General features: G+C 71.4%; 15 protein-coding genes. 5 read left to right on the top strand and 10 right to left on the bottom strand.

Going from position 1 to position 18,118, the window contains the following annotated elements; translation table 11 throughout:
• Nucleotides 1–155 precede the first annotated feature (155 nt).
• The 5 genes from AB0N03_RS48025 to AB0N03_RS48045 form a co-directional block, all read right to left on the bottom strand.
• Nucleotides 156–1,172 carry a MoxR family ATPase gene (locus AB0N03_RS48025; RefSeq protein ID WP_364387464.1) on the bottom strand — a complete coding sequence of 339 codons (1,017 nt, stop codon included), beginning with the start codon at nucleotides 1,170–1,172 and terminating at the stop codon, nucleotides 156–158.
• On the bottom strand, nucleotides 1,169–2,650 hold the full coding sequence (locus AB0N03_RS48030; protein WP_364387466.1) for a hypothetical protein: 1,482 nt from the start codon (nucleotides 2,648–2,650) through the stop codon (nucleotides 1,169–1,171). The genes AB0N03_RS48025 and AB0N03_RS48030 overlap by 4 nt, the downstream gene beginning before the upstream one ends.
• A gap of 182 nt (nucleotides 2,651–2,832) precedes the next feature.
• The gene (gene katG / locus AB0N03_RS48035) at nucleotides 2,833–5,097 is read right to left on the bottom strand and encodes a catalase/peroxidase HPI (protein ID WP_364387468.1); all 2,265 of its coding nucleotides are present in this window, start codon (nucleotides 5,095–5,097) and stop codon (nucleotides 2,833–2,835) included.
• Nucleotides 5,094–5,546: a Fur family transcriptional regulator gene (locus tag AB0N03_RS48040; protein ID WP_364387470.1), complete on the bottom strand. Its 453-nt coding sequence runs from the start codon at nucleotides 5,544–5,546 to the stop codon at nucleotides 5,094–5,096. Before AB0N03_RS48040 ends, katG begins: the two co-directional genes overlap by 4 nt.
• Nucleotides 5,547–5,647: 101 nt before the next feature.
• A complete protein-coding gene (locus AB0N03_RS48045; protein ID WP_364387472.1) occupies nucleotides 5,648–6,805 on the bottom strand; it encodes an acyl-CoA dehydrogenase family protein in 1,158 nt (385 codons plus the stop codon).
• A gap of 518 nt (nucleotides 6,806–7,323) precedes the next feature.
• On the opposite strand from AB0N03_RS48045, the gene AB0N03_RS48050 reads away from it, so the two are divergent.
• Both AB0N03_RS48050 and AB0N03_RS48055 read left to right on the top strand, forming a co-directional pair.
• The gene (locus AB0N03_RS48050) at nucleotides 7,324–7,467 is read left to right on the top strand and encodes a hypothetical protein (RefSeq protein WP_364387474.1); all 144 of its coding nucleotides are present in this window, start codon (nucleotides 7,324–7,326) and stop codon (nucleotides 7,465–7,467) included.
• Nucleotides 7,468–7,564: 97 nt separating this feature from the next.
• On the top strand, nucleotides 7,565–8,587 hold the full coding sequence (locus tag AB0N03_RS48055; protein ID WP_364387476.1) for an LLM class flavin-dependent oxidoreductase: 1,023 nt from the start codon (nucleotides 7,565–7,567) through the stop codon (nucleotides 8,585–8,587).
• 44 nt (nucleotides 8,588–8,631) lie between these two features.
• On the opposite strand, the gene AB0N03_RS48060 is transcribed toward AB0N03_RS48055, so the two are convergent.
• A complete protein-coding gene (locus AB0N03_RS48060) occupies nucleotides 8,632–9,396 on the bottom strand; it encodes a polysaccharide lyase family 7 protein (RefSeq protein ID WP_364387478.1) in 765 nt (254 codons plus the stop codon).
• Nucleotides 9,397–9,644: 248 nt separating this feature from the next.
• Here AB0N03_RS48060 and AB0N03_RS48065 point away from each other — a divergent pair, with 248 nt between their 5' ends.
• Nucleotides 9,645–10,436 carry a serine protease gene (locus AB0N03_RS48065; RefSeq protein ID WP_364387480.1) on the top strand — a complete coding sequence of 264 codons (792 nt, stop codon included), beginning with the start codon at nucleotides 9,645–9,647 and terminating at the stop codon, nucleotides 10,434–10,436.
• A 21-nt stretch (nucleotides 10,437–10,457) separates the two neighbouring features.
• Here AB0N03_RS48065 and AB0N03_RS48070 read toward each other — a convergent pair whose 3' ends face one another.
• The gene (locus AB0N03_RS48070) at nucleotides 10,458–11,876 is read right to left on the bottom strand and encodes an alpha/beta hydrolase (protein ID WP_364387482.1); all 1,419 of its coding nucleotides are present in this window, start codon (nucleotides 11,874–11,876) and stop codon (nucleotides 10,458–10,460) included.
• A gap of 150 nt (nucleotides 11,877–12,026) precedes the next feature.
• Between AB0N03_RS48070 and AB0N03_RS48075 the strand changes: the two genes are divergently transcribed.
• Nucleotides 12,027–14,294: a glycoside hydrolase family 3 N-terminal domain-containing protein gene (locus AB0N03_RS48075; protein WP_364387484.1), complete on the top strand. Its 2,268-nt coding sequence runs from the start codon at nucleotides 12,027–12,029 to the stop codon at nucleotides 14,292–14,294.
• Here AB0N03_RS48075 and AB0N03_RS48080 read toward each other — a convergent pair.
• Nucleotides 14,281–14,898 (bottom strand): methyltransferase domain-containing protein, encoded by a 618-nt coding sequence (locus AB0N03_RS48080; RefSeq protein ID WP_364387486.1) that lies wholly within the window; start codon nucleotides 14,896–14,898, stop codon nucleotides 14,281–14,283. The two genes, AB0N03_RS48075 and AB0N03_RS48080, sit on opposite strands and share 14 nt — an antisense overlap.
• 37 nt (nucleotides 14,899–14,935) lie before the next feature.
• Between AB0N03_RS48080 and AB0N03_RS48085 the strand changes: the two genes are divergently transcribed.
• Entirely contained in the window at nucleotides 14,936–15,364 is a 429-nt protein-coding gene (locus AB0N03_RS48085; protein ID WP_364387488.1) for a MerR family transcriptional regulator, read from the top strand.
• Between the two features lie 41 nt (nucleotides 15,365–15,405).
• Here AB0N03_RS48085 and mftD read toward each other — a convergent pair whose 3' ends face one another.
• Together mftD and mftF are read right to left on the bottom strand one after the other, a co-directional pair.
• A complete protein-coding gene (mftD, locus tag AB0N03_RS48090; protein ID WP_364387490.1) occupies nucleotides 15,406–16,599 on the bottom strand; it encodes a pre-mycofactocin synthase MftD in 1,194 nt (397 codons plus the stop codon).
• Nucleotides 16,596–18,026 (bottom strand): mycofactocin biosynthesis glycosyltransferase MftF, encoded by a 1,431-nt coding sequence (gene mftF, locus AB0N03_RS48095; RefSeq protein WP_364387492.1) that lies wholly within the window; start codon nucleotides 18,024–18,026, stop codon nucleotides 16,596–16,598. The genes mftD and mftF overlap by 4 nt, the downstream gene beginning before the upstream one ends.
• Nucleotides 18,027–18,118: the final 92 nt, after the last annotated feature.

Raw genomic sequence — 18,118 nt, forward strand, 5'->3', positions numbered from 1 at the left:
GGTTCGCGCCGGGGCGGCGGGCGTTCGGGACGCGGCTCGGTTTCCGGACGCGGTGGCTCGCTCGCCGCGATGCGGGCGGCGAGCCAGACCGCGTCGGCGATCTCGTCCGCGCTGAGGGCCTCGGTGGCGAGGCGGTCGACCGGGTCGGCCATCCCTCAGTCCGTTCCCCGGACGTTGAGCCGCCGCCACAGGGTGTCGCGCAGCACCTCCCAGTTCGCGTCGTGCTGGTGCGCTCCCGAAGTCGTGAGGTGCAGGGCGTTGAGCAGCTGGTCGTTGGCGAGGCCGCCTTCCTGCCCGCTGCTGGCGAGGAACTCGTGGATCAGGTCGTCGCTGCGGGGCGGCACGTCGCGGAAGTGCGCGGCGACCATGCTCACGAGCTGCTCGAAGCCGGGCTGCGGCATGTCGAGCCGCAGGCAGCGGCGGAGGAACGCGGGCGGGAAGTCCCGCTCGCCGTTGCTCGTCACCACCACGATCGGGAAGGCGCGGCACCGCACGTGTCCTTCGCGCACCGTCGCCCGGCCGCCGCGGTCGTGCGTGAAGACGGTGACTTCGGCCTGGGTGGCGGCGATCCGGGCCAGCGGCTGGATTTCGAAGTCGCCGTCTTCGAAGACGGCCAGCAGGTCGTTGGGCAGGTCGATGTCCGACTTGTCGAGCTCGTCGATCAGGAGCACGCGCGGCCGGTCGTAGGGGAGCAGTGCGGTGCCGAGCGGGCCGAGGCGGACGAACCCGCCGATGTCCGCGCCCTCCTCGGTCGCCGCGGCCTGGACCCGGCCGATGGCGTCGTAGGTCCACTGCCCGTCACGGGACACGGTGCGGCTGCTGATGGGCCAGCGCAGCACCGGGCCGAGCCCCAGCTCCCGCGCGATCTTGTAGGCCAGGCTGGACTTCCCGGTGCCGGGGTTGCCGGTGACCAGCAGCGGGCGCCGCAGGTACAACGCGGCGTTCACGGTCAGGACCTCTTCGAGCGTCGCGTCCCGGGCCGAGGCCACGGCCGGCACCCCGAGCCGGCGGACGAACTCGGCGTCGGCCACCGAGGGGACCGGCAGCGCCGGCCCGCCGTCGAAGGTGCGCCAGCTGGGCGGTGCGGGCAGCTCGGGGGCGTCCTCACCGGCCGGTGGCGGCAGCCCGTGACCGCGGTAGACGCACCATGGCGGGATCTCGGCACCGCTCATCGGGCGGGCACCTCCTCGATCGGGGCCGCGGGCGGATCCTGCGGCTCGACGGGCCTGTCCGGGTCGTCCCACAGGAGGGAGATCCGGCTGCCCACGTGGGAATCGGGCCGGGCCACCTGCCGGGCCCGGCTGCGCAGCAGGCGCAGGTGCTCGACGAGCTCGGGCAGGAAGTCGCGCAGGGACTTGATCTCCGCCTCGAACGCCGAGCGGGCGGCTTCGGTGCGGTGCCAGATCATCACCGGGATCCCGGTCCGGACCCCGACCAGCACCTCGCCGGGATCCGCGCTGTCCGGCACCGAACGCAGCACGAGCGAAACGACCTTCTTCTGCTCGGCCAGTTTCGCGTCGAGCGCGGTGAGGTGCCGCCGTTTCGCGCCGTCGCTCCACAGCCAGTGCTCTTCGGGCGTCGTCAGGCCGGCGGGCACCTTCTTGAGCAGGTCCCAGCGGCGCCGCCATTCCCGGTGCCAGCGGGGCGAGCGCGCGCGGTCGAGGCTGCGGACGACGACCGGGTAGTGCAGGCCCAGTGGGCGGGGAAGCGAGCTGCCCGCCTCCAGGTCCCACTGGTCGACGGGCAGGTTCAGCAGCGAATACGGGAGCAGGAACTCGATCCGGATCGCCGTGGCGTCGGTGGCCCAGCCGGTCTCGGCCTCGGCGACGAGGTCGGCCACGTGCGCGCGGACGGCGTCGAGGTCGCCGGTGAACGGATCGCTGCGCCGCGGCCGCCAGCCGGTCGGATCGTTGTGCCGCCAGTGCACGACGACGAGCATGCCGGTGTCGAGCAGGTCCGGCTCGATGCGGACGACGAGATAGGCGACAACCTCCTTCGGCGGCGCGGGTTCGGCGGGCTGAGCGAGTCGCACGGCGGTGATCTGCTCGGTCAGGTTCAGGCGCGCGGCCTGCCGGTCGTTCCAGTCGCGCAGGCCTTCGGCCCGCTGGTCGTCGGCGGCGGCCGCGAGGTACTCGACGAACAGCAGCAAGGGCGGAATGCCGTCCGGCTGCGCGTTCATCCGTTCGAGCGTGGCGAGCGCATCGGCCGGACGGTGGTCGGCCGAGGTCAGCTCGGCGGCGGGCCCGGCGGCCGCGCGGACGAGCTCGGCGAGCCGGCTGCTGGGGTTTTCGCCCAGCAGGTTCAGCAGTTCCCGGCGATCGTATTCGGTGACGAGGTCGAGGGTGGCCATGTCCTCGACGGCGGACCGGGCTCGCAGCACGGGGATCGACCCGGGCTCCATCTGCTCGACGGCGTCGACGAAGGCCGAGAGCGCCCGCGGGTGCTGCCGCCGGCAGGCCTGCACGATGCCGATCAGGCAGGCCCGGGTGGTCGGCAGCTCCTCGACGACCAGCGGCATCCCGAGGTGATCGGCCAGCAGTTCCAGACAGAGGCGCCGGCTGCCGGGGTCGCGCAGCGACGGGATCTGCTCCAGGCAGTCGATGAGGAACGCCAGGGAGCTCGGGTAGTCAGAGCCACTCCACGACGTCACCCCGCCCCCTCCCGCACCCTCCGGAAGTAACGGGATATCCCAGGAGTACCCACCGGGACAACCGCTGACGTGCTATCTCAACCGGACGGCCTATTGCGGACGCCCGTACGGGCCCGGCTGTTTCGGAGACGAACGGGCCCGGCCGATCATGGCGATCGGCCGGGCCCGTCAGCGAATCAAAATCAAACCAGGTCGAACCGGTCCAGCTCCATGACCTTCGTCCAAGCCGCCACGAAGTCCGACACGAAACGCTCGCGCGCGTCGTCGCTTGCGTACACCTCGGCCAACGCCCGCAGCTGGGAGTTCGCGCCGAACACCAGGTCGACCGCGGTCGCGGTCCACTTCGGCTTGTCCGTGCTCACGTCCACGATCTCGTACACGTTCTCCTCGGACTCCGACGCCTTCCAGCGCGTTCCCGGCGAAAGCAGGTTCGCGAAGAAGTCGTTGGTGAGCACGCCCGGCTGGTCCGTCAGGACCCCGTGCTTGCCGCCGATCAGGGCACGCAGGCCGCCGACCAGGACCGTTGTCTCCGGGGCCGACAGGTTGAGCATGTACGCGCGGTCGACCAGGAGCGTCTCCGGCGGGAGCTTCTCGCCCGCCCGCAGGTAGTTGCGGAACCCGTCGGCGCGCGGCTCGAGCACCTTGAACGAGTCCGTGTCCGTCTGCTCCTGGGTCGCGTCCGTGCGGCCCGGGTGGAACGGCACCGTCGTCTCGACGCCGGCGTCGCGCGCCGCCTTCTCGACGGCCGCCGAGCCCGCCAGCACGATCAGGTCGGCCAGCGAGATCTGCGCGCCGCCCGCCTCGTTGAACTCGCGCTGGATGCCTTCCAGGGTCGAAAGGACCGTCGCGAGCTGCTCGGGCTGGTTGACTTCCCAGCTCCGCTGCGGCTCGAGGCGGATGCGGGCACCGTTCGCGCCGCCGCGCTTGTCGGTGGAGCGGAAGCTCGCGGCCGACGCCCACGCCGTGCCGACCAGCTGGCCGACGGTGAGACCGGAGTCGAGCACCTTCGCCTTGAGGGCGGTGATGTCGGCGTCGCCCACGAGGTCACCCTCGACGGCCGGCACCGGGTCCTGCCACAGCTGCGGCTCGGCGACCCACGGGCCGAGGAAGCGGCTGGCCGGGCCCATGTCGCGGTGCAGCAGCTTGTACCACGCCTTGGCGAACGCCAGCGCGAACTCGTCCGGGTGCTCCAGGAAGCGGCGCGAAATCGGGCCGTAGACCGGGTCGAAGCGCAGCGACAGGTCCGTCGTGAGCATCGTCGGCTTGTGCTTCTTGTTCGGGTCGTAAGCGTCCGGGATGATCTCCGGCGCGTCCTTGGCGACGTACTGCTTGGCGCCGCCCGGGCTCGTGGTGAGCTCCCACTCGTAGGCGAAGAGGATCTCGAAGAAGCGGTTGCTCCACTCGGTCGGCTTGTCCGTCCACGTCACCTCGAGGCCACTGGTGATCGTGTCGGGGCCCTTGCCGGTGCCGTGGGTGCTCAGCCAGCCGAGGCCCTGCGACTCCAGCTGCGCGCCTTCGGGCTCCGGGCCCACGTGGTCGTCGGCGATACCGGCGCCGTGGGTCTTGCCGAAGGTGTGGCCGCCGGCGATGAGGGCGACGGTCTCCTCGTCGTTCATCGCCATCCGGGCGAAGGTCTCCCGGATGAAGTGGGCCGCCGCCTCGAAGTCCGCGCTGCCGCGGGGACCCTCGGGGTTGACGTAGATGAGGCCCATCTCGGTCGCGCCGAGCTCGGGCACCATCTCGCTGTCGGTCGCGTAGCGCTCGTCGCCGAGCCAGGCGTCCTCGGGACCCCAGAAGATCTCTTCGGGCTCCCAGGTGTCGACGCGGCCGAAGCCGAAGCCGAAGGTCTCGAAGCCCATCGACTCCAGGGCGACGTTGCCGGCCAGCACCAGCAGGTCGGCCCACGAGATCTTCTGGCCGTACTTCTGCTTGACCGGCCACAGCAGGCGGCGCGCCTTGTCCAGGTTGGCGTTGTCGGGCCAGCTGTTCAGCGGGGCGAAGCGCTGACCGCCGTCACCGGCGCCGCCGCGGCCGTCGTGGATGCGGTAGGTGCCGGCGGCGTGCCAGCTCATCCGGATCATCAGGCCGCCGTAGTGACCGAAGTCCGCCGGCCACCAGTCCTGCGAGGTGGTGAGCACCTCGCTGATGTCGCGCTTGAGGGCCTCGACGTCGAGCTTCGCGAACTCCTTGGCGTAGGCGAACTTCTCGCCCAGGGGGTTGCTCTTCGACGAGTGCGCGTGCAGCACGGTCAGGTCGAGCTGGTTGGGCCACCAGTCCTTGATGCCGCGCGGACGGCCGCCCGTCTTCGGAGTCGGCGAATCGATCGCCGGGTTCTCGCTCTCGCTGCCGTGCGAGGTCACCGAGTCGTGTGCGACCGGGCAGCCGGCCGCCGCCTTCTCGTCCACGCCTTGAGCGCTGGACTGGGCGTTGTCCTGGGTGTTGCTCATCTACTTCCTTCCGAACCGGCAATCATGGGGATGTTCGCGTCGGCCGCACAGTCGGGGCAGGTGCCCCAGTACACGACCTCCGCCTGGTCGATCACGAAACCGTGGTCGTCCGAGGCGGTCAGGCACGGGGTGTGGCCGACGGCGCAGTCGACGTCCGCGATCGCGCCGCAGGTGCGGCACACGACGTGGTGGTGGTTGTCCCCGACCCGGGACTCGTACCGCGCGGTCGCGCCCGCGGGTTGGATGCGCCGCACCAGGCCGGTGTCGGTGAGCGCCCGCAGGACGTCGTAGATCGTCTGGTGCGACACCGTCGGGTGCTCGGCCCGCACCAGCTCGATCACCGTCTCGGTGTCCACGTGCGGGTGGTCCCGCAACGCGGTGAGCACGGCCAGCCGAGGCCGCGTCACCCGCAACGAGACCGCCCGCAGCTGCGTCTCGAAGTCGGTCATCACTCCGGTCACCCTAGGGGGCTTCTCTGGAATGAGTCAAGTTATGACCGGCGTGTCACCCGGCCGGGTTTTCATGTTCAGGGTCATGTTCAGGGTCATGATCAGGTTAGCCGGATCGGGTTGCGCGCGATGAGCTGGGCGGCGATGACGGTGCGTTGAATCTCGTTGGTGCCCTCGCCGACGATCATCAGCGGCGCGTCGCGGAAATAGCGTTCGACGTCGTATTCCTTCGAGTAGCCGTAGCCGCCGTGGACGCGGATCGCGTCCAGCGCCACCTGCATCGCGGCCTCCGAGGCGAACAGCTTGGCCATCCCGGCCTCCAGGTCGGCGCGCTCCCCGGCGTCGAGCTGCCCGGCGGCGTCCAGGGTGAGCAGGCGGGCCGCGCGCACCTTGGTGGCCATGTCGGCGAGCAGGTTGCCGACCGACTGGTGCTGCCAGATGGGCTTGCCGAACGACTCGCGTTCCTGCGCGTACTTCACGGCGTCGTCCAGGGCGGCCTGCCCGACGCCCACCGCGCGGGCGGCGACCTGGACGCGGCCGACCTCCAGGCCGCGCATCATCTGCGCCCAGCCGTCGTGCGGCGTCCCGCCCAGCACAGCGTCGCCGGGCACCGGCATCCCGTCGAAGACCAGCTCGCAAGCTTCGATCCCGCGGTAGCCGAGCTTGGGCAGCTTGGGGGAGACGGTCAGGCCGTCGCCGGGCTCGACCAGCAGGACGCTCATGCCGCGGTGGGCCGGCGAGGCGTCACGGTCGGTGACGCAGAGCAGGCCGATCAGCCCGGAGTGGGCGGCGTTGGAGATCCACGTCTTGGACCCGGTGATCGACCAGCCGTCGCCGTCGGGGACGGCGTGGGTGCGCATGGCCTGCAGGTCGCTGCCGCCGCCGGGCTCGGTCAGCGCCATCGTGGCGCGGACGGTGCCGCCGGCCATGGCGGGCAGGTACTTTTCGCGTTGGCCGGGCGTGCCGAACGTCTTGATCAGGTACGTGATCACGGAGTGCCCGCCGATGGCGCCGGCGAGGCTCATCCAGCCGCGGGCGAGCTCTTCGGTGACCCGGGCGAAACACGCGGTGCTGACGTCGACACCGCCGTGTTCGGCCGGGGCCAGCAGGCCGAAGAAGCCGAGCGCCTTCATCTCGTCGATCAACTCGGCGGGGTAGATGTCGTCGGCCTCGAATTCGCGGACGCGAGGGCGGACGCGCTCGTCGACGAACTCCGCGGTCAAGGCCACCATCTGCGTCTCGTCGTCGGTCAGCGTCACAGTCCGATTCTATCGGCCCGAGCCTGACGCGGACGGCGTACTGTACCCCGGCTCCCATTCGCGCGCAGTCCGGCGCCGGATTCCTCAGGGGATTCAGGCAGACCCCGAAGTCCGATGGGCACCCGCCACTGCGTGTTGAATTCGGAAACCGGTGTGCAGCACTGGTCTTCGGGCCTGCAGCGCTCGGCGGCGGTCGCGGAGGCGGACGGACAGGTCGTGCAGGGCACGTTCTTCGACGGTCCCGACTACACCGGGAACTCGCTGACGATCACCGGACCCGAACTGTGCAAGAAGGACGGCTGGGTCAACTGGCAGTTCGACCTCGGCGGCGACCGCGACGGGCCGTTCAGGAGAACACCGGCAACGTCGGGTCCTGCCGCGGGACTCGTGCTCGTGCGTGTTCCACCCGTCCGGTCCGCCGGAGGAGCACACCGGGGCCGGGCACCAGGTCGGCGAAGCGGCCTTCAACCGCACCGGCGATTTGCAGCGCAGCACGGTGAACTGGCCCGACACGACGGGTGCATTTCCCGGACAAGTTCGACGATCATTACATCTGGTACCAGGACTTCGACGCGGACGGCCCGGTGCCCGGCTCGACCGGGGACATCACGCAGCACACCGCGCCGATGACCGACCAGGAGCGCTCCGAGCACTGCGGCTGACCTGCGCGGGCACGGCCGCCGCCGCGCGCGGGGTGCGGCGGCGGCCGGTTCGCTCACACCGGGGAATCATTCGCGCCCGCCGGACGCTGGGAGAGGTGTGAAAAAGATCGGCTTCCTCTCGTTCGGCCACTGGTCGGCGAGCCCGCACTCCGAGACCCGCTCCGCCGCCGACTTCCTGCACCAGTCGATCGACCTGGCGGTCGCGGCCGAGGAGCTCGGCGTCGACGGCGCGTACTTCCGCGTGCACCACTTCGCGCGGCAAGCGGCGAGCCCGTTCCCGCTGCTGTCGGCGATCGGGGCGCGCACGTCGAAGATCGAGCTCGGCACCGGCGTGATCGACATGCGCTACGAGAACCCGCTGTACATGGTCGAGGACGCCGGCGCGGCCGACCTCATCTCCGGCGGCCGGCTCCAGCTCGGCATCAGCCGGGGGTCCCCCGAGCAGGTGATCGAGGGCTGGCGCTACTTCGGGTACGCCCCGGCCGACGGCGAGACCGACGCCGACATGGCCCGGCAGCACACCGAGGTCTTCCTCAAGCTGCTCGACGGCGAGGGCTTCGCGCAGCCGAACCCGCGGCCGATGTTCGCCAACCCGCCCGGGCTCCTGCGGCTCGAGCCGCACTCGGAGGGGCTGCGGGACCGCATCTGGTGGGGGTCGAGCTCGAACGCCACGAGCGTGTGGGCGGCGAAGCTGGGCATGAACCTGCAGAGCTCCACGCTCAAGGACGACGAGACGGGCGAGCCGCTCCACGTCCAGCAGCGCAAGCAGATCGAGGCGTACCGGGAAGCGTGGAAGGAGGCCGGCCACGAGCGGGAGCCGCGCGTGTCGGTCAGCCGCAGCATCTTCGCGCTGACGAACGACCAGGACCGCGCGTACTTCGGCGGCGACCGCCACTCGCGCGACCAGGTCGGCATGATCGACGAGAACACCCGGGCGATCTTCGGGCGTTCCTACGCCGCCGAACCGGACGAGCTGGTGCGTGAGCTCGAGGAGGACGAGGCCGTCCAGGCCGCGGACACCTTGCTGCTGACGATCCCGAACCAGCTCGGCGTCGACTACAACGCCCACGTGCTGGAGAGCATCCTCACCCACGTGGCCCCGGAGCTGGGCTGGCGCTGAAGGCACTGCCGGCCCGGTGTTGGCGGCCACCGGGCCGAAACGCATCAGCCGTGCGAAACGGTCAATCCGTAGAACGCGACCCGCGCGCCCTTGGTCGTGCTGCTCGACGACGACTGGTTGTACGAGCCCGCCTTGAAGTACTGCTTGTACGCCTTGAACGACGACGGGATCGAATAGTGGGTGACGCTGCCGTTGACCGTCAGGTCGATGGTGTTGCCGCCGGAGATGCCGATCGAGTACGTCCAGGTCTTGCCGATCGACACGTGCCCGACCGTGTGCGCCGTCTGGCCGCCGTCGGGGGAGTTCTCCGTGCCCAGGACGATGTCGCCGTTCGAGTGGTAGTACAGCTCCAGCAACGGTTTCGTCGACGATCCGCCCGTGCCCAGGTGGACCTGGCCCACGCATACGTTCGACGTCACCGACACCACCCGCAGCGTCGCGTCGAGCTTGTGGGATCCGCTCAGCGACCAGTTCGCCGCCGAGCCGTCGCGGTTCATCTCGCGCAGCTCGGACCGCGCGTAGTTCGAGTTCGGGGTGGTGACGCCCTTTTCCGGCGCCCAGAAGGTCATCGCGCCGTCGCGGGTGTCGGTGTAGAAGTAGCTGTCCTGGAAGCCGTTCGCGCCCTTCAGGCGGGACGAGGAGATGGTGGTCGGCGACCCGGGGGAGCCGACCGGCTCCTGCAGCTGCCAGATCCCCAGGTCGAAGTTGCCACCCGGGGCCACCGACGGGTCGGCTGCCAGCGCGGGGAGGGCGGTGGCGGCGGCCAGGGCCGGAACCGCCAGCAGGACGAGCAGGGAACGCACGCGCATCGAGGTGTCCTTTCACGATGTAATGGTCTGGACAACCCGGCGGCGTGGGAAAACGGTAAGTCCCTGTTGGCGTCATGTCAAGGATTGACAGCGGCTACCGCGTATGCCGCCGGTCCGCCACTCGTGTCGGACAAAAACCAACCAACGTTCCCAACTTGTCAGGAAGCGACTTTCGTAGCTAACCGCGACCACGGCCGGTCTGGTCTGCTCCCGGGTACCAGCTTCCAGGTCCCCGAAGGGAGATGTTCATGCAGGTAGACGGACGTTCCGTGGTCCGACGAGCGGCGATGGTCCTCGCCGCGGCCGCAGCCTTCGCCGTCGTCGCCGCACCCGGTGCGTCGGCCGGTGATCCGCGGATCGTGGGCGGTACGCCGACCACGATCGACGAGTTCCCGGCCACCGTGATCTTCAACGTCAACGGCGCGCAGCACTGCGCCGGCACCCTGGTCGCGAAGAACAAGGTGCTGACCGCCGCGCACTGCACCGACGGCGTCGAAGCGTCGCAGATGGAGATCATCGGCGGGCAGACGAAGTTCAGCGACAGCTCCGGCACGAAAGCCGGCGTGAGCGACGTCTGGCAGAACCCGGACTTCGACCTGAGCGGCATGCAGCACGACAACTCCGTGCTGACGCTCGACAAGGACCTGCCGTACGAGCCGGCCACGCTGGTGCAGTCGGCCGATGACGCCGCCTACCAGGCCGGCAAGGACGTCACGGTGGTCGGCTGGGGCACGACGTCCGAGGGCGGCGACGTCTCCGACACGCTGCTCAAGGTGTCGGTCCCGGTGGTGGACAACGCCACCTGCGCGCAGAAGTACAGCACCGGTGGGGCGAAGTACGACAAGGCGTCGATGTTCTGCGCGGGCGTGCCCGAAGGCGGCAAGGACTCCTGCCAGGGCGACTCCGGTGGCCCGGCCTACGTCGACGGCAAGCTAGCCGGCATCGTCTCGTGGGGCGAAGGCTGTGCCCGCAAGGACTTCCCGGGCGTTTACACCAACGTCGGCAACGACTACCCGGTGATCAGCTCGCACCTGGGCTGAGCCGGACCGGGTGGCGGTGGATCAGGCGGGACAGCCGAAGTCGTGGTGGGGTGTCTTCAGCGTCAGCAGGTAGCCGTCCACCGCCGCCCGGGTGCAGGGCGTGCGCCGGTAGGCCCCGTGCCCCGAGCCTTCGTAGGTCAGCAGCGTCGTGTTCGCCGGCGCCTGGCGGTGGACGTTGACCGCCCAGGCGTACGGCGTCGCCGGGTCGTAGCGGCTGCTGAGCAGCAGGATCCGCGGCGCTTTCGAGACGTTCAGCCGGTGCGGCGGGTTCGCGGGCGGGCCGGCGACGCCGAGGCAGGCGGTCGCTTCGTCGTGGCCGATCGTGCTGCCGCGCATGATCGGCGACCGGCGCAGCTCTTCGGCGTACATCGCCGAGTACTGCGTGAAGCTCCGCATCCGCAGGTCGAAGTCCTGGCAGACGACGGCCAGCCGGATCGACGGGTAGTTGGGCACGAACTCGGCCCGCACCGGCGAGCGGGCGGCCGCGGTGTCGGCGATCACCTGGCCCACGTCGTCCCAGTCCGGGACGCGCATGTCCTGGTACACCTGATCGCGCAACCAGTTGTGCGGGAACGGCATCGCGTCGGCGGCGGCCTGAGCCTGACGCCAGGTCGCGAGGACGTCCCGGCCGTGCAGCGCGCACGTCGTGGTGGCGGCGCACCACGCGGTGAACTGCCCGAACAGCTCGTCCACGGCGGCGGCCCGGTCACCCACGAAGTGCTCGAGATCGACGCTGTGGTCGATGATGCCGTCCAGCACCATCGCGCGGACGTGGTCGCCGTACCGCTCGGCGTACTGCTGGCCGAGCAGCGTGCCGTAGGAGGCACCGTGGAAGCTGATCTTGTCTTCGCCCAGCGCGCGGCGGACCGCATCCAGGTCGCGGGCGTTGGTGGCGGTGTCGGCGTGGTCGAAGACCGGCAGGTTCCGGGCTCGGCAGTCGGTGACCACCTGGCGGTCGAACGCGCGCAGCTCCTCGAACCGCGCCCGATCGGCGGGCTCGTTGTCGGGCGCGCCCGCCGGGAAGTCGCAGTCGATGCGCCCGCTGTTGCCGGTCCCGCGCAGGTCGAAGCCCACGACGTCGAACCGGGCCTCGACCTCCGCGCCGAAGTAGCCGGGGGACAGCGGGATCTCCGCGCCGGACGAGCCGGGGCCGCCGGCGTCGGCCATGAGCACGCCGACGCGGTGCGCCGGGTCGGTGGCGCGGTGCCGGGCCACCGCGAGGCCGATCGACGGCCCCTGCGGCCGGTCCCAGTCGAGCGGCACCCGGAGCGTGCCGCATTCGCCGTCGGGAACGCCGGGGTTGTCCGGGTCGTCCGGACAGGTCGTCCAAGCGATCGGGGACGGCGACCACGTCGCGTCCGCGAGGGCGGGAGCCGCGCCGGTCAGCAGGACGGTGCTTGCCAGAAGAGTGCTTGCCAGGACAGCTCCGAACGCCCGCACGGTGCCCCCTCCACGTGTCGGTCTGCATCCGACCGTAGGACTCCCGTGGCCGGACCACAAGCGTGCGCGGGGAGGAAAAACCAACCGGTCGGCAGGTGCCGATCGTGCTTATGCTGACGGCCCTCGTTCTCTCGCGAAAGGGTCCCCGCCATGGAACAGCCCGAGAGCCAAGCAGTCGCTTCGCCGTCCGCCGACGGCGTCAACCGGCGGAGCCTGCTCGCCGGAGTCGGCGGTCTCCTCGCCGCCGGGGGAGCCGCCACGGCGCTCGCCCCGCCCGCCGCGGCGGACCCCGCGGCCCGGCCCGAACGGAACCCGCGGGTCGAGGACCTGCTGAGGAAGATGACTCTCGCCGAGAAGCTCGGGCAGCTCCAGCTGGTCGGCACCGAAGACCTCGCGCGGACGTCCCTCGCGACCGGGCAGCTCGGCGGGGTGTTCTCCGTGGTGGGTGCCGCGAAGCTCAACGCGCTGCAGAAGATCGCCGTCGAGCAGACCCGGTTGCGGATCCCGCTGATCTTCGGCCTCGACGTGATCCACGGCTACACCACGAACTTCCCGATCCCGCTGGCCCAGGGGGCGAGCTTCGATCCTGGCGTGCCGACCGCCGACGCGACGGTCGCCGCGAAGGAAGCCCGGCGCAGCGGCATCCACTGGACCTACGCGCCGATGATGGACGTCACGCACGAGCCGCGCTGGGGGCGCATCGCCGAGGGCTCCGGCGAAGATCCTTACGTGGCTTCGCAAATGGCCGTGGCGAAGGTCCGTGGCTACCAGGGCGGCGACTACTCGTCCCCGGACCGCCTCGCCGCCTGTGCCAAGCACTTCGTCGCCTACGGCGGCGCGGAAGGCGGCCGCGACTACAACACCGTCGACGTCTCGCTGCAGCGCCTGCACAACCTGTACCTGCCGCCGTTCAAGGCGAGCGTCGAGGCCGGCGTGGCGACCGTGATGGCCAGCTTCAACACGATCAGCGGCGTCCCCGCGCACGGCAACGGCTACGTCCTGCACGACGTCCTCAAGGGAAGCTACGGCTTCCGCGGGTTCGTCGTCAGCGACTACACGGGCATCGAAGAGCTGATCAACCACGGCCTGGCCGGCGACGGCGCGGATGCCGCGGCCGCCGCGCTGCCGGCCGGGGTGGACATGGAGATGGTCAGCACCAACTACGTCAAGTTCGGGGAGCGGCTGCTGGCCGAGCGGCGGATCACCCGCGACCAGATCGACGACGCCGTCCGCCGGATCCTGCTGGTCAAGGTCAAGCTGGGCCTCTTCGAACGTCCGTACGTCGACGAGGCCGGCGAGGTGAATGCGCCTTCGCCCGCCGCGCTCGCCGCGTCGCGGCAGGCCGCCGGCCGGTGCATGGTGCTGCTCAAGAACGAGGGGCCGGTGCTGCCGCTGGCGAAGTCCGTCGGCTCGGTGGCCGTCGTCGGCCCGCTCGGGACGGCGACCTACGACCTCAACGGCACCTGGGCGGGCCTGGGCACCGGCGCGGGCACGACCCCGCCGGTGACGGTGGTCGACGGGATCAAGGCCGCGGCACCCGGAGCCGGGGTGACCTACACCGCGGGCTGCACCGTCGACGGGACCGACACGAGCGGGTTCGCCGCCGCGCAGCAGGCCGCCCGCGCGGCCGACGTCACCGTCGTCGTGGTCGGCGAGACCGCCGCGATGAGCGGGGAAGCGGCGGCGCGCAGCACCATCGACCTCCCCGGCGTGCAGCAGCAGCTGGTGGCCGCGATCAAGGAGACCGGCAAGCCGTTCGTGGTGGTGCTGGTCAACGGCCGGCCGCTGACGATCCCGTACCTGCACGCCAACGCGCCCGCGATCCTCGAGGCGTGGGCCCCGGGCGTGCAGGGTGGGCACGCGGTCGCGGACGTCCTGTTCGGCACGGTCAACCCGGGCGGCAAGCTGCCGGTCAGCTTCCCGCGCGCGGTCGGCCAGGTCCCGATCTACTACAACCACGAGAACACCGGGCGCCCGGCCGATCCGAACAACAAGTACACGTCGAAGTACCTCGACCTGGAAACCGGTCCGCTCTACGAGTTCGGCTACGGCCTGTCGTACACGACGTTCCGCGTCGACAGCCTGCGGCTTTCGGACCCGCGGATGTCGGCCCGCGGCGGCCGGATCCAGGTGACCGCCCGGGTGACCAACACGGGCGGCCGCGCGGGCGACGAGGTCGTCCAGCTGTACCTGCGCGACCCGGTCGCCACGATCGTGCAGCCCGTCCGGCGGCTGCGCGGGTTCCAGCGGGTCACCCTGGACGCGGGTGCTTCGAAGACGGTCTCGTTCACCCTGACCCCGGACGACGTCGGCTTCTACGACAACGCCGCGAAGTTCCGCGTCGAGCCGGGGAAGATCGAGGTCTACGTCGGCACCAGCTCGGCGGCCACGCTGACCGCGAGCTTCACCGTGGGGTGACGCCGAGGACGCAGGCGACCGGCGGATCGAGGTCGAGGGTCTCGACCCGCAGGTCGGTGAACCCGGCCTTCGCGAGCAGGTTCTGGAGTTCGCCCGCGGCCCTGGTCGTGGTGTCCCGCTCGGCGCCGGGGCACCGCGGCTGGGACGCGAGCGCGATGCGCCCGCCGGGGCGCAGCAGGCCCCGCAGCTCGCGCAGCCGCTGTGGGGGATCGGGCCAGAAGCCCGACGAATTGACGGCGAGGACGGCGTCGAGCGGCTCGCCGAACGACGGCAGCCGGTCGACCGAGGCGTGGATCAGCTCGATCCGGTCCGCCGCGGCCCGGGTGCGCCGGCTCGCCCGCTGGACCATGACCGCGGAGTGGTCGACGCCGTAGACGCGGCCGCGGGTGGCGCGGGCGGCCAGCTCGCCGAGGGCGATCCCGGGGCCGAAGCCGACTTCGAGCACCCGTTCCTCGGGCTGGACGTCCAGCAGTCCGACGACCCAGATGTTCCGCTGCCGGTTCGAACCCCGGTGGGCCATCACCCATCCGGCCACCCGTCCGCCGATGCCGCGCGGGTGGTGGAACTGCTCGATCATCCGCTGCTTGAGCCCGGTCTTCGCCATGCCGCGAGTCAACGGCTTCAAGTACGCTCGAAGTCAAATGTCCGAGGAACTGCTGACGATCGGCGAGCTGGCCCACCGCACCGGCGTGGCCACCTCGGCGCTGCGGTACTGGGAGGAGCTGGGGCTCCTGCCGGCGCCCGAGCGGGTCGCGGGCCAGCGGCGTTATCCGCCTTCGGTCATCGAGCTGGTGGGCGAGATCCTGATCTTCCGCGATGTCGGGTTCACCCTGCGCGAACTGAAGACGCTCATCGACATGCGCACGTCGGCCGCGCCGGGCTGGCGCGAGCTGCACGAACGCAAGCTCGCCGAACTCGACCGGCGGATCGCCCAGGCCCAGGCGGCCCGCACGGCGATCGCGCACGGCCTGGCGTGCCCGCGCGAAGACGTCCACGACTGTCCGAACTTCCGGCGGGGAGTCGCGGCCCGCCTGGCCGGAGCCACCCTGGAAGAGGCCCACGCGCACTGACGAACCGGACGACACGCGTGTCGTCCGTCGCGGTACGACGGTCAGCGGATCGGGGCCGGCGCGTCGGTGCCGAGGGCGCGGGTGAAGGTCTCCGGGATCCGGACGTCGTCCCGGCCGAGGTCGTGGATACTCCGGTGGCCGAGGGCCAGCAGCGTCGAGTCGATGCCGTTGCGCAGGACGTCGAGGACGTTTTCGACCCCGGCTTGGCCGTTCGCGGCGAGGCCCCAGAGGTACGCGCGGCCGATGAGGACGGCCCGGGCGCCGAGGGCGAGCGCCTTGACGACGTCGCTGCCGCGCCGGATGCCGCCGTCGAGCAGGACTTCCACCTGGTCGCCGACGGCGTCGGCGACCGCGGGGAGCGCCCGGATCGTCGCCGGGGTGCCGTCGAGGTTGTTGCCGCCGTGGTTCGACACGGAGATCGCGCTGACTCCCGCGTCGGCCGCGCGCCGGGCCTCGTCGACGCGGATGACGCCCTTGAGGAGGAACGGCCCGTCCCACTGCTCGCGCAGCCACCGGACGTCGTCCCACGACGGCGGCGGCGTCTGCATCCACTGGCCGTAGGCGCCGAAGAACGTGGGGACCGGCGAGCCGGGTTCGGCCATGTTCGGCACGCTCAGGTCGGGCAGGCGCCGGGTGCGGGCGTAGTCCAGCAGCCAGCGCGGGCGGGCCAGGCCTTCGGGCGCGAAGCGCAGCAGTTCGCGGAAGGTGAGCTTTTCGGGGATGTGCGGGCTGCCCCAGTCGCGGCTGTGGGAGAACGACCAGTCGAGCGTGAGGATGAGCCCGGCGGCCCCGGCGCGCCGGGCGCGGTCGAGCCGGCCGAGGATGTCGTCGCGGCTGCCGGTCCAGTAGATCTGGAAGAACGTGTCCGGGTTGGCGGCGACGACTTCTTCGATCGGCTTACCGGCGAAGGAGCTCAGGCCGATCGCGGTGCCGCGCGCGGCGGCCGCCCGGGCGACGGCGACTTCGCCGTCCGGGTGCACGGCCTGGACGCCGGTGGGGGAGATCAGCACGGGTAGCGCGATCTCGCGGCCGAGCACGGTGGTGGCGAGGGCGCGGTCGCCGGCGTGGCCCGCGGTGCGGGGAGCGAAGGTGAGCTCGTCGAACGCGTCGAGGTTGTCCTTGAGCGTCAGCCCCTTCTCGGAGCCGGCGATCAGGGCGGAGTAGACGGACGCGGGCAGGCGCTTCTTCGCGCGCCGCTGGGCTTCGGCGATGGATTCGAACCAGGCGTTGCTCATGCGGGGCCTCGCTTTTCCTTGCTGTCGACGCGCACCGGGCGCCAGGCGATCTCGGGCAGCACCGGTGCGGGCGTCCGGTGGGTGAGGCAGCCGGCCCAGACGCCGGCGCCGTAGGCGATGTCGTCGGCGAGGGCGCCGGCGGTGTAGCGGAGGGGGTCGAGGGCGGGCCGGTCGGCGAGCCACCGGGTCAGCGGCGGACCGAGCAGCAGTGACGCGACCGCGGCGCGCCGTCCCCAGCCGCGTCGGGCGAGGAGCGCGACGAGGACCGGCGCGGCGAACTGCGTCCCGTAGCGGCCGGCGCCGAGCCAGGTCTGGTGCACGGCGGTGCCCATCGCGCGGACCACGCCTTCGGTGGGGATGTCGTTGGCGTGCAACGTCTTCAGCATGCTCAGGACGGCGCCGGCGAAGCCGCCTGCCGCGATCGCGGGACGCCGGGCGAGCAGCGCGGCGACGGTCAGGGCCGGCCACGGGTGCAGGACGAGCGGCGCGAGGTTCCCGGGATGGCGCTTCGCGAGCGGGGCGGCGGAGGTGCCGTAGCGCGCTCGGCGTCCGAGTAGTTCGCGCCAGGTCTCGGGTTCCTGGTGGTCGACGTGGACGTCGGGGGCGTACCGGACCCGGTGGTTCGCGGCGTGCAGCCGCCAGACGAGGTCGACGTCCTCGCCGATCCGCAGTTCCGGGTCGAAGCCGCCGATCTCCATCAAGGCCGACCGGCGGGTGACCAGGGCCGCGGTCGGCACGTACGAGGTCCGGGTGCGGGGCGCGACCCGCGCGGGCCGATCGCCGAGGTCGAGGCTGCCGGCTGCCTTCGTGTACCGGCCGGCGGTCGTGTCGGGGGCCAAGGCGCGGACACGCGGCGCGATCGCGGCGAGGAGGGGATCGGCGAAGTGGGCCGCGAGCTGGTCGGTCCAGTTCTCGCTGGTGACGCAGTCACTGTCCACAAAGGCCACGAGTTCGGTCTCGACGTGGTCGAGAGCGGTGTTCCGCGCGGCCCCGGGGCCGCGGTTGACGTCGTGGTGCACGAGTTTCGCCCCGTGCGCGGCGGCGACGGCGGCGATCGCGGCGGGGTCTTCCGACCCGTCGTCGACGACGAGCACGGGGTGCCGTCCGTCGAGCGACGCCAGGCAGCGGGCCAGCGGGCCGGGCCGGTCGAGGACCGGGATGACGACGGTGACGTCCGGGGGCTCGGCCGGGTCGGGGGGAACGGGATGGGCGAAGCCGGCATCGGTGAGCCGCCGGGCGAGCGCACCGGTGGCGCGAGAGGTGACCGGACCCTGGGCGAGTTCCTGCCAGGCTCTTCGGCCGGCGGCGGTGAGGCGGAGGACGCGGGCCGGTGAGCCGCCGAACCAGAGGTCTTCGCGGAGCTGCTTGGTATCCGGGTCGAGGGTGATCCGGAAGCCGGCGGGCAGGGGAGCGGGCGCGGGGGTCACGGGGTCGGCCCTCCATCGAGGGAGGCGGCGGCGCGGTGCGGGGTCCGGGTGCCCGGGTCGGGCTCGGTGCGGGGGGCGGGTCCGACCCGGAA

It is taken from the genome of Amycolatopsis sp. NPDC051061 (assembly GCF_040682935.1).
Lineage (GTDB): Bacteria > Actinomycetota > Actinomycetes > Mycobacteriales > Pseudonocardiaceae > Amycolatopsis.

Coding starts and splice junctions, on each gene's coding strand:
- AB0N03_RS48025 (WP_364387464.1), bottom strand. CDS start 1,172: ATGAGCGGTGCCGAGATCCCGCCATGGTGCGTCTACCGCGGTCACGGG.
- katG (WP_364387468.1), bottom strand. CDS start 5,097: ATGAGCAACACCCAGGACAACGCCCAGTCCAGCGCTCAAGGCGTGGAC.
- AB0N03_RS48040 (WP_364387470.1), bottom strand. CDS start 5,546: ATGACCGACTTCGAGACGCAGCTGCGGGCGGTCTCGTTGCGGGTGACG.
- AB0N03_RS48060 (WP_364387478.1), bottom strand. CDS start 9,396: ATGCGCGTGCGTTCCCTGCTCGTCCTGCTGGCGGTTCCGGCCCTGGCC.
- AB0N03_RS48065 (WP_364387480.1), top strand. CDS start 9,645: ATGCAGGTAGACGGACGTTCCGTGGTCCGACGAGCGGCGATGGTCCTC.
- AB0N03_RS48075 (WP_364387484.1), top strand. CDS start 12,027: ATGGAACAGCCCGAGAGCCAAGCAGTCGCTTCGCCGTCCGCCGACGGC.
- AB0N03_RS48080 (WP_364387486.1), bottom strand. CDS start 14,898: ATGGCGAAGACCGGGCTCAAGCAGCGGATGATCGAGCAGTTCCACCAC.
- AB0N03_RS48085 (WP_364387488.1), top strand. CDS start 14,936: ATGTCCGAGGAACTGCTGACGATCGGCGAGCTGGCCCACCGCACCGGC.
- mftD (WP_364387490.1), bottom strand. CDS start 16,599: ATGAGCAACGCCTGGTTCGAATCCATCGCCGAAGCCCAGCGGCGCGCG.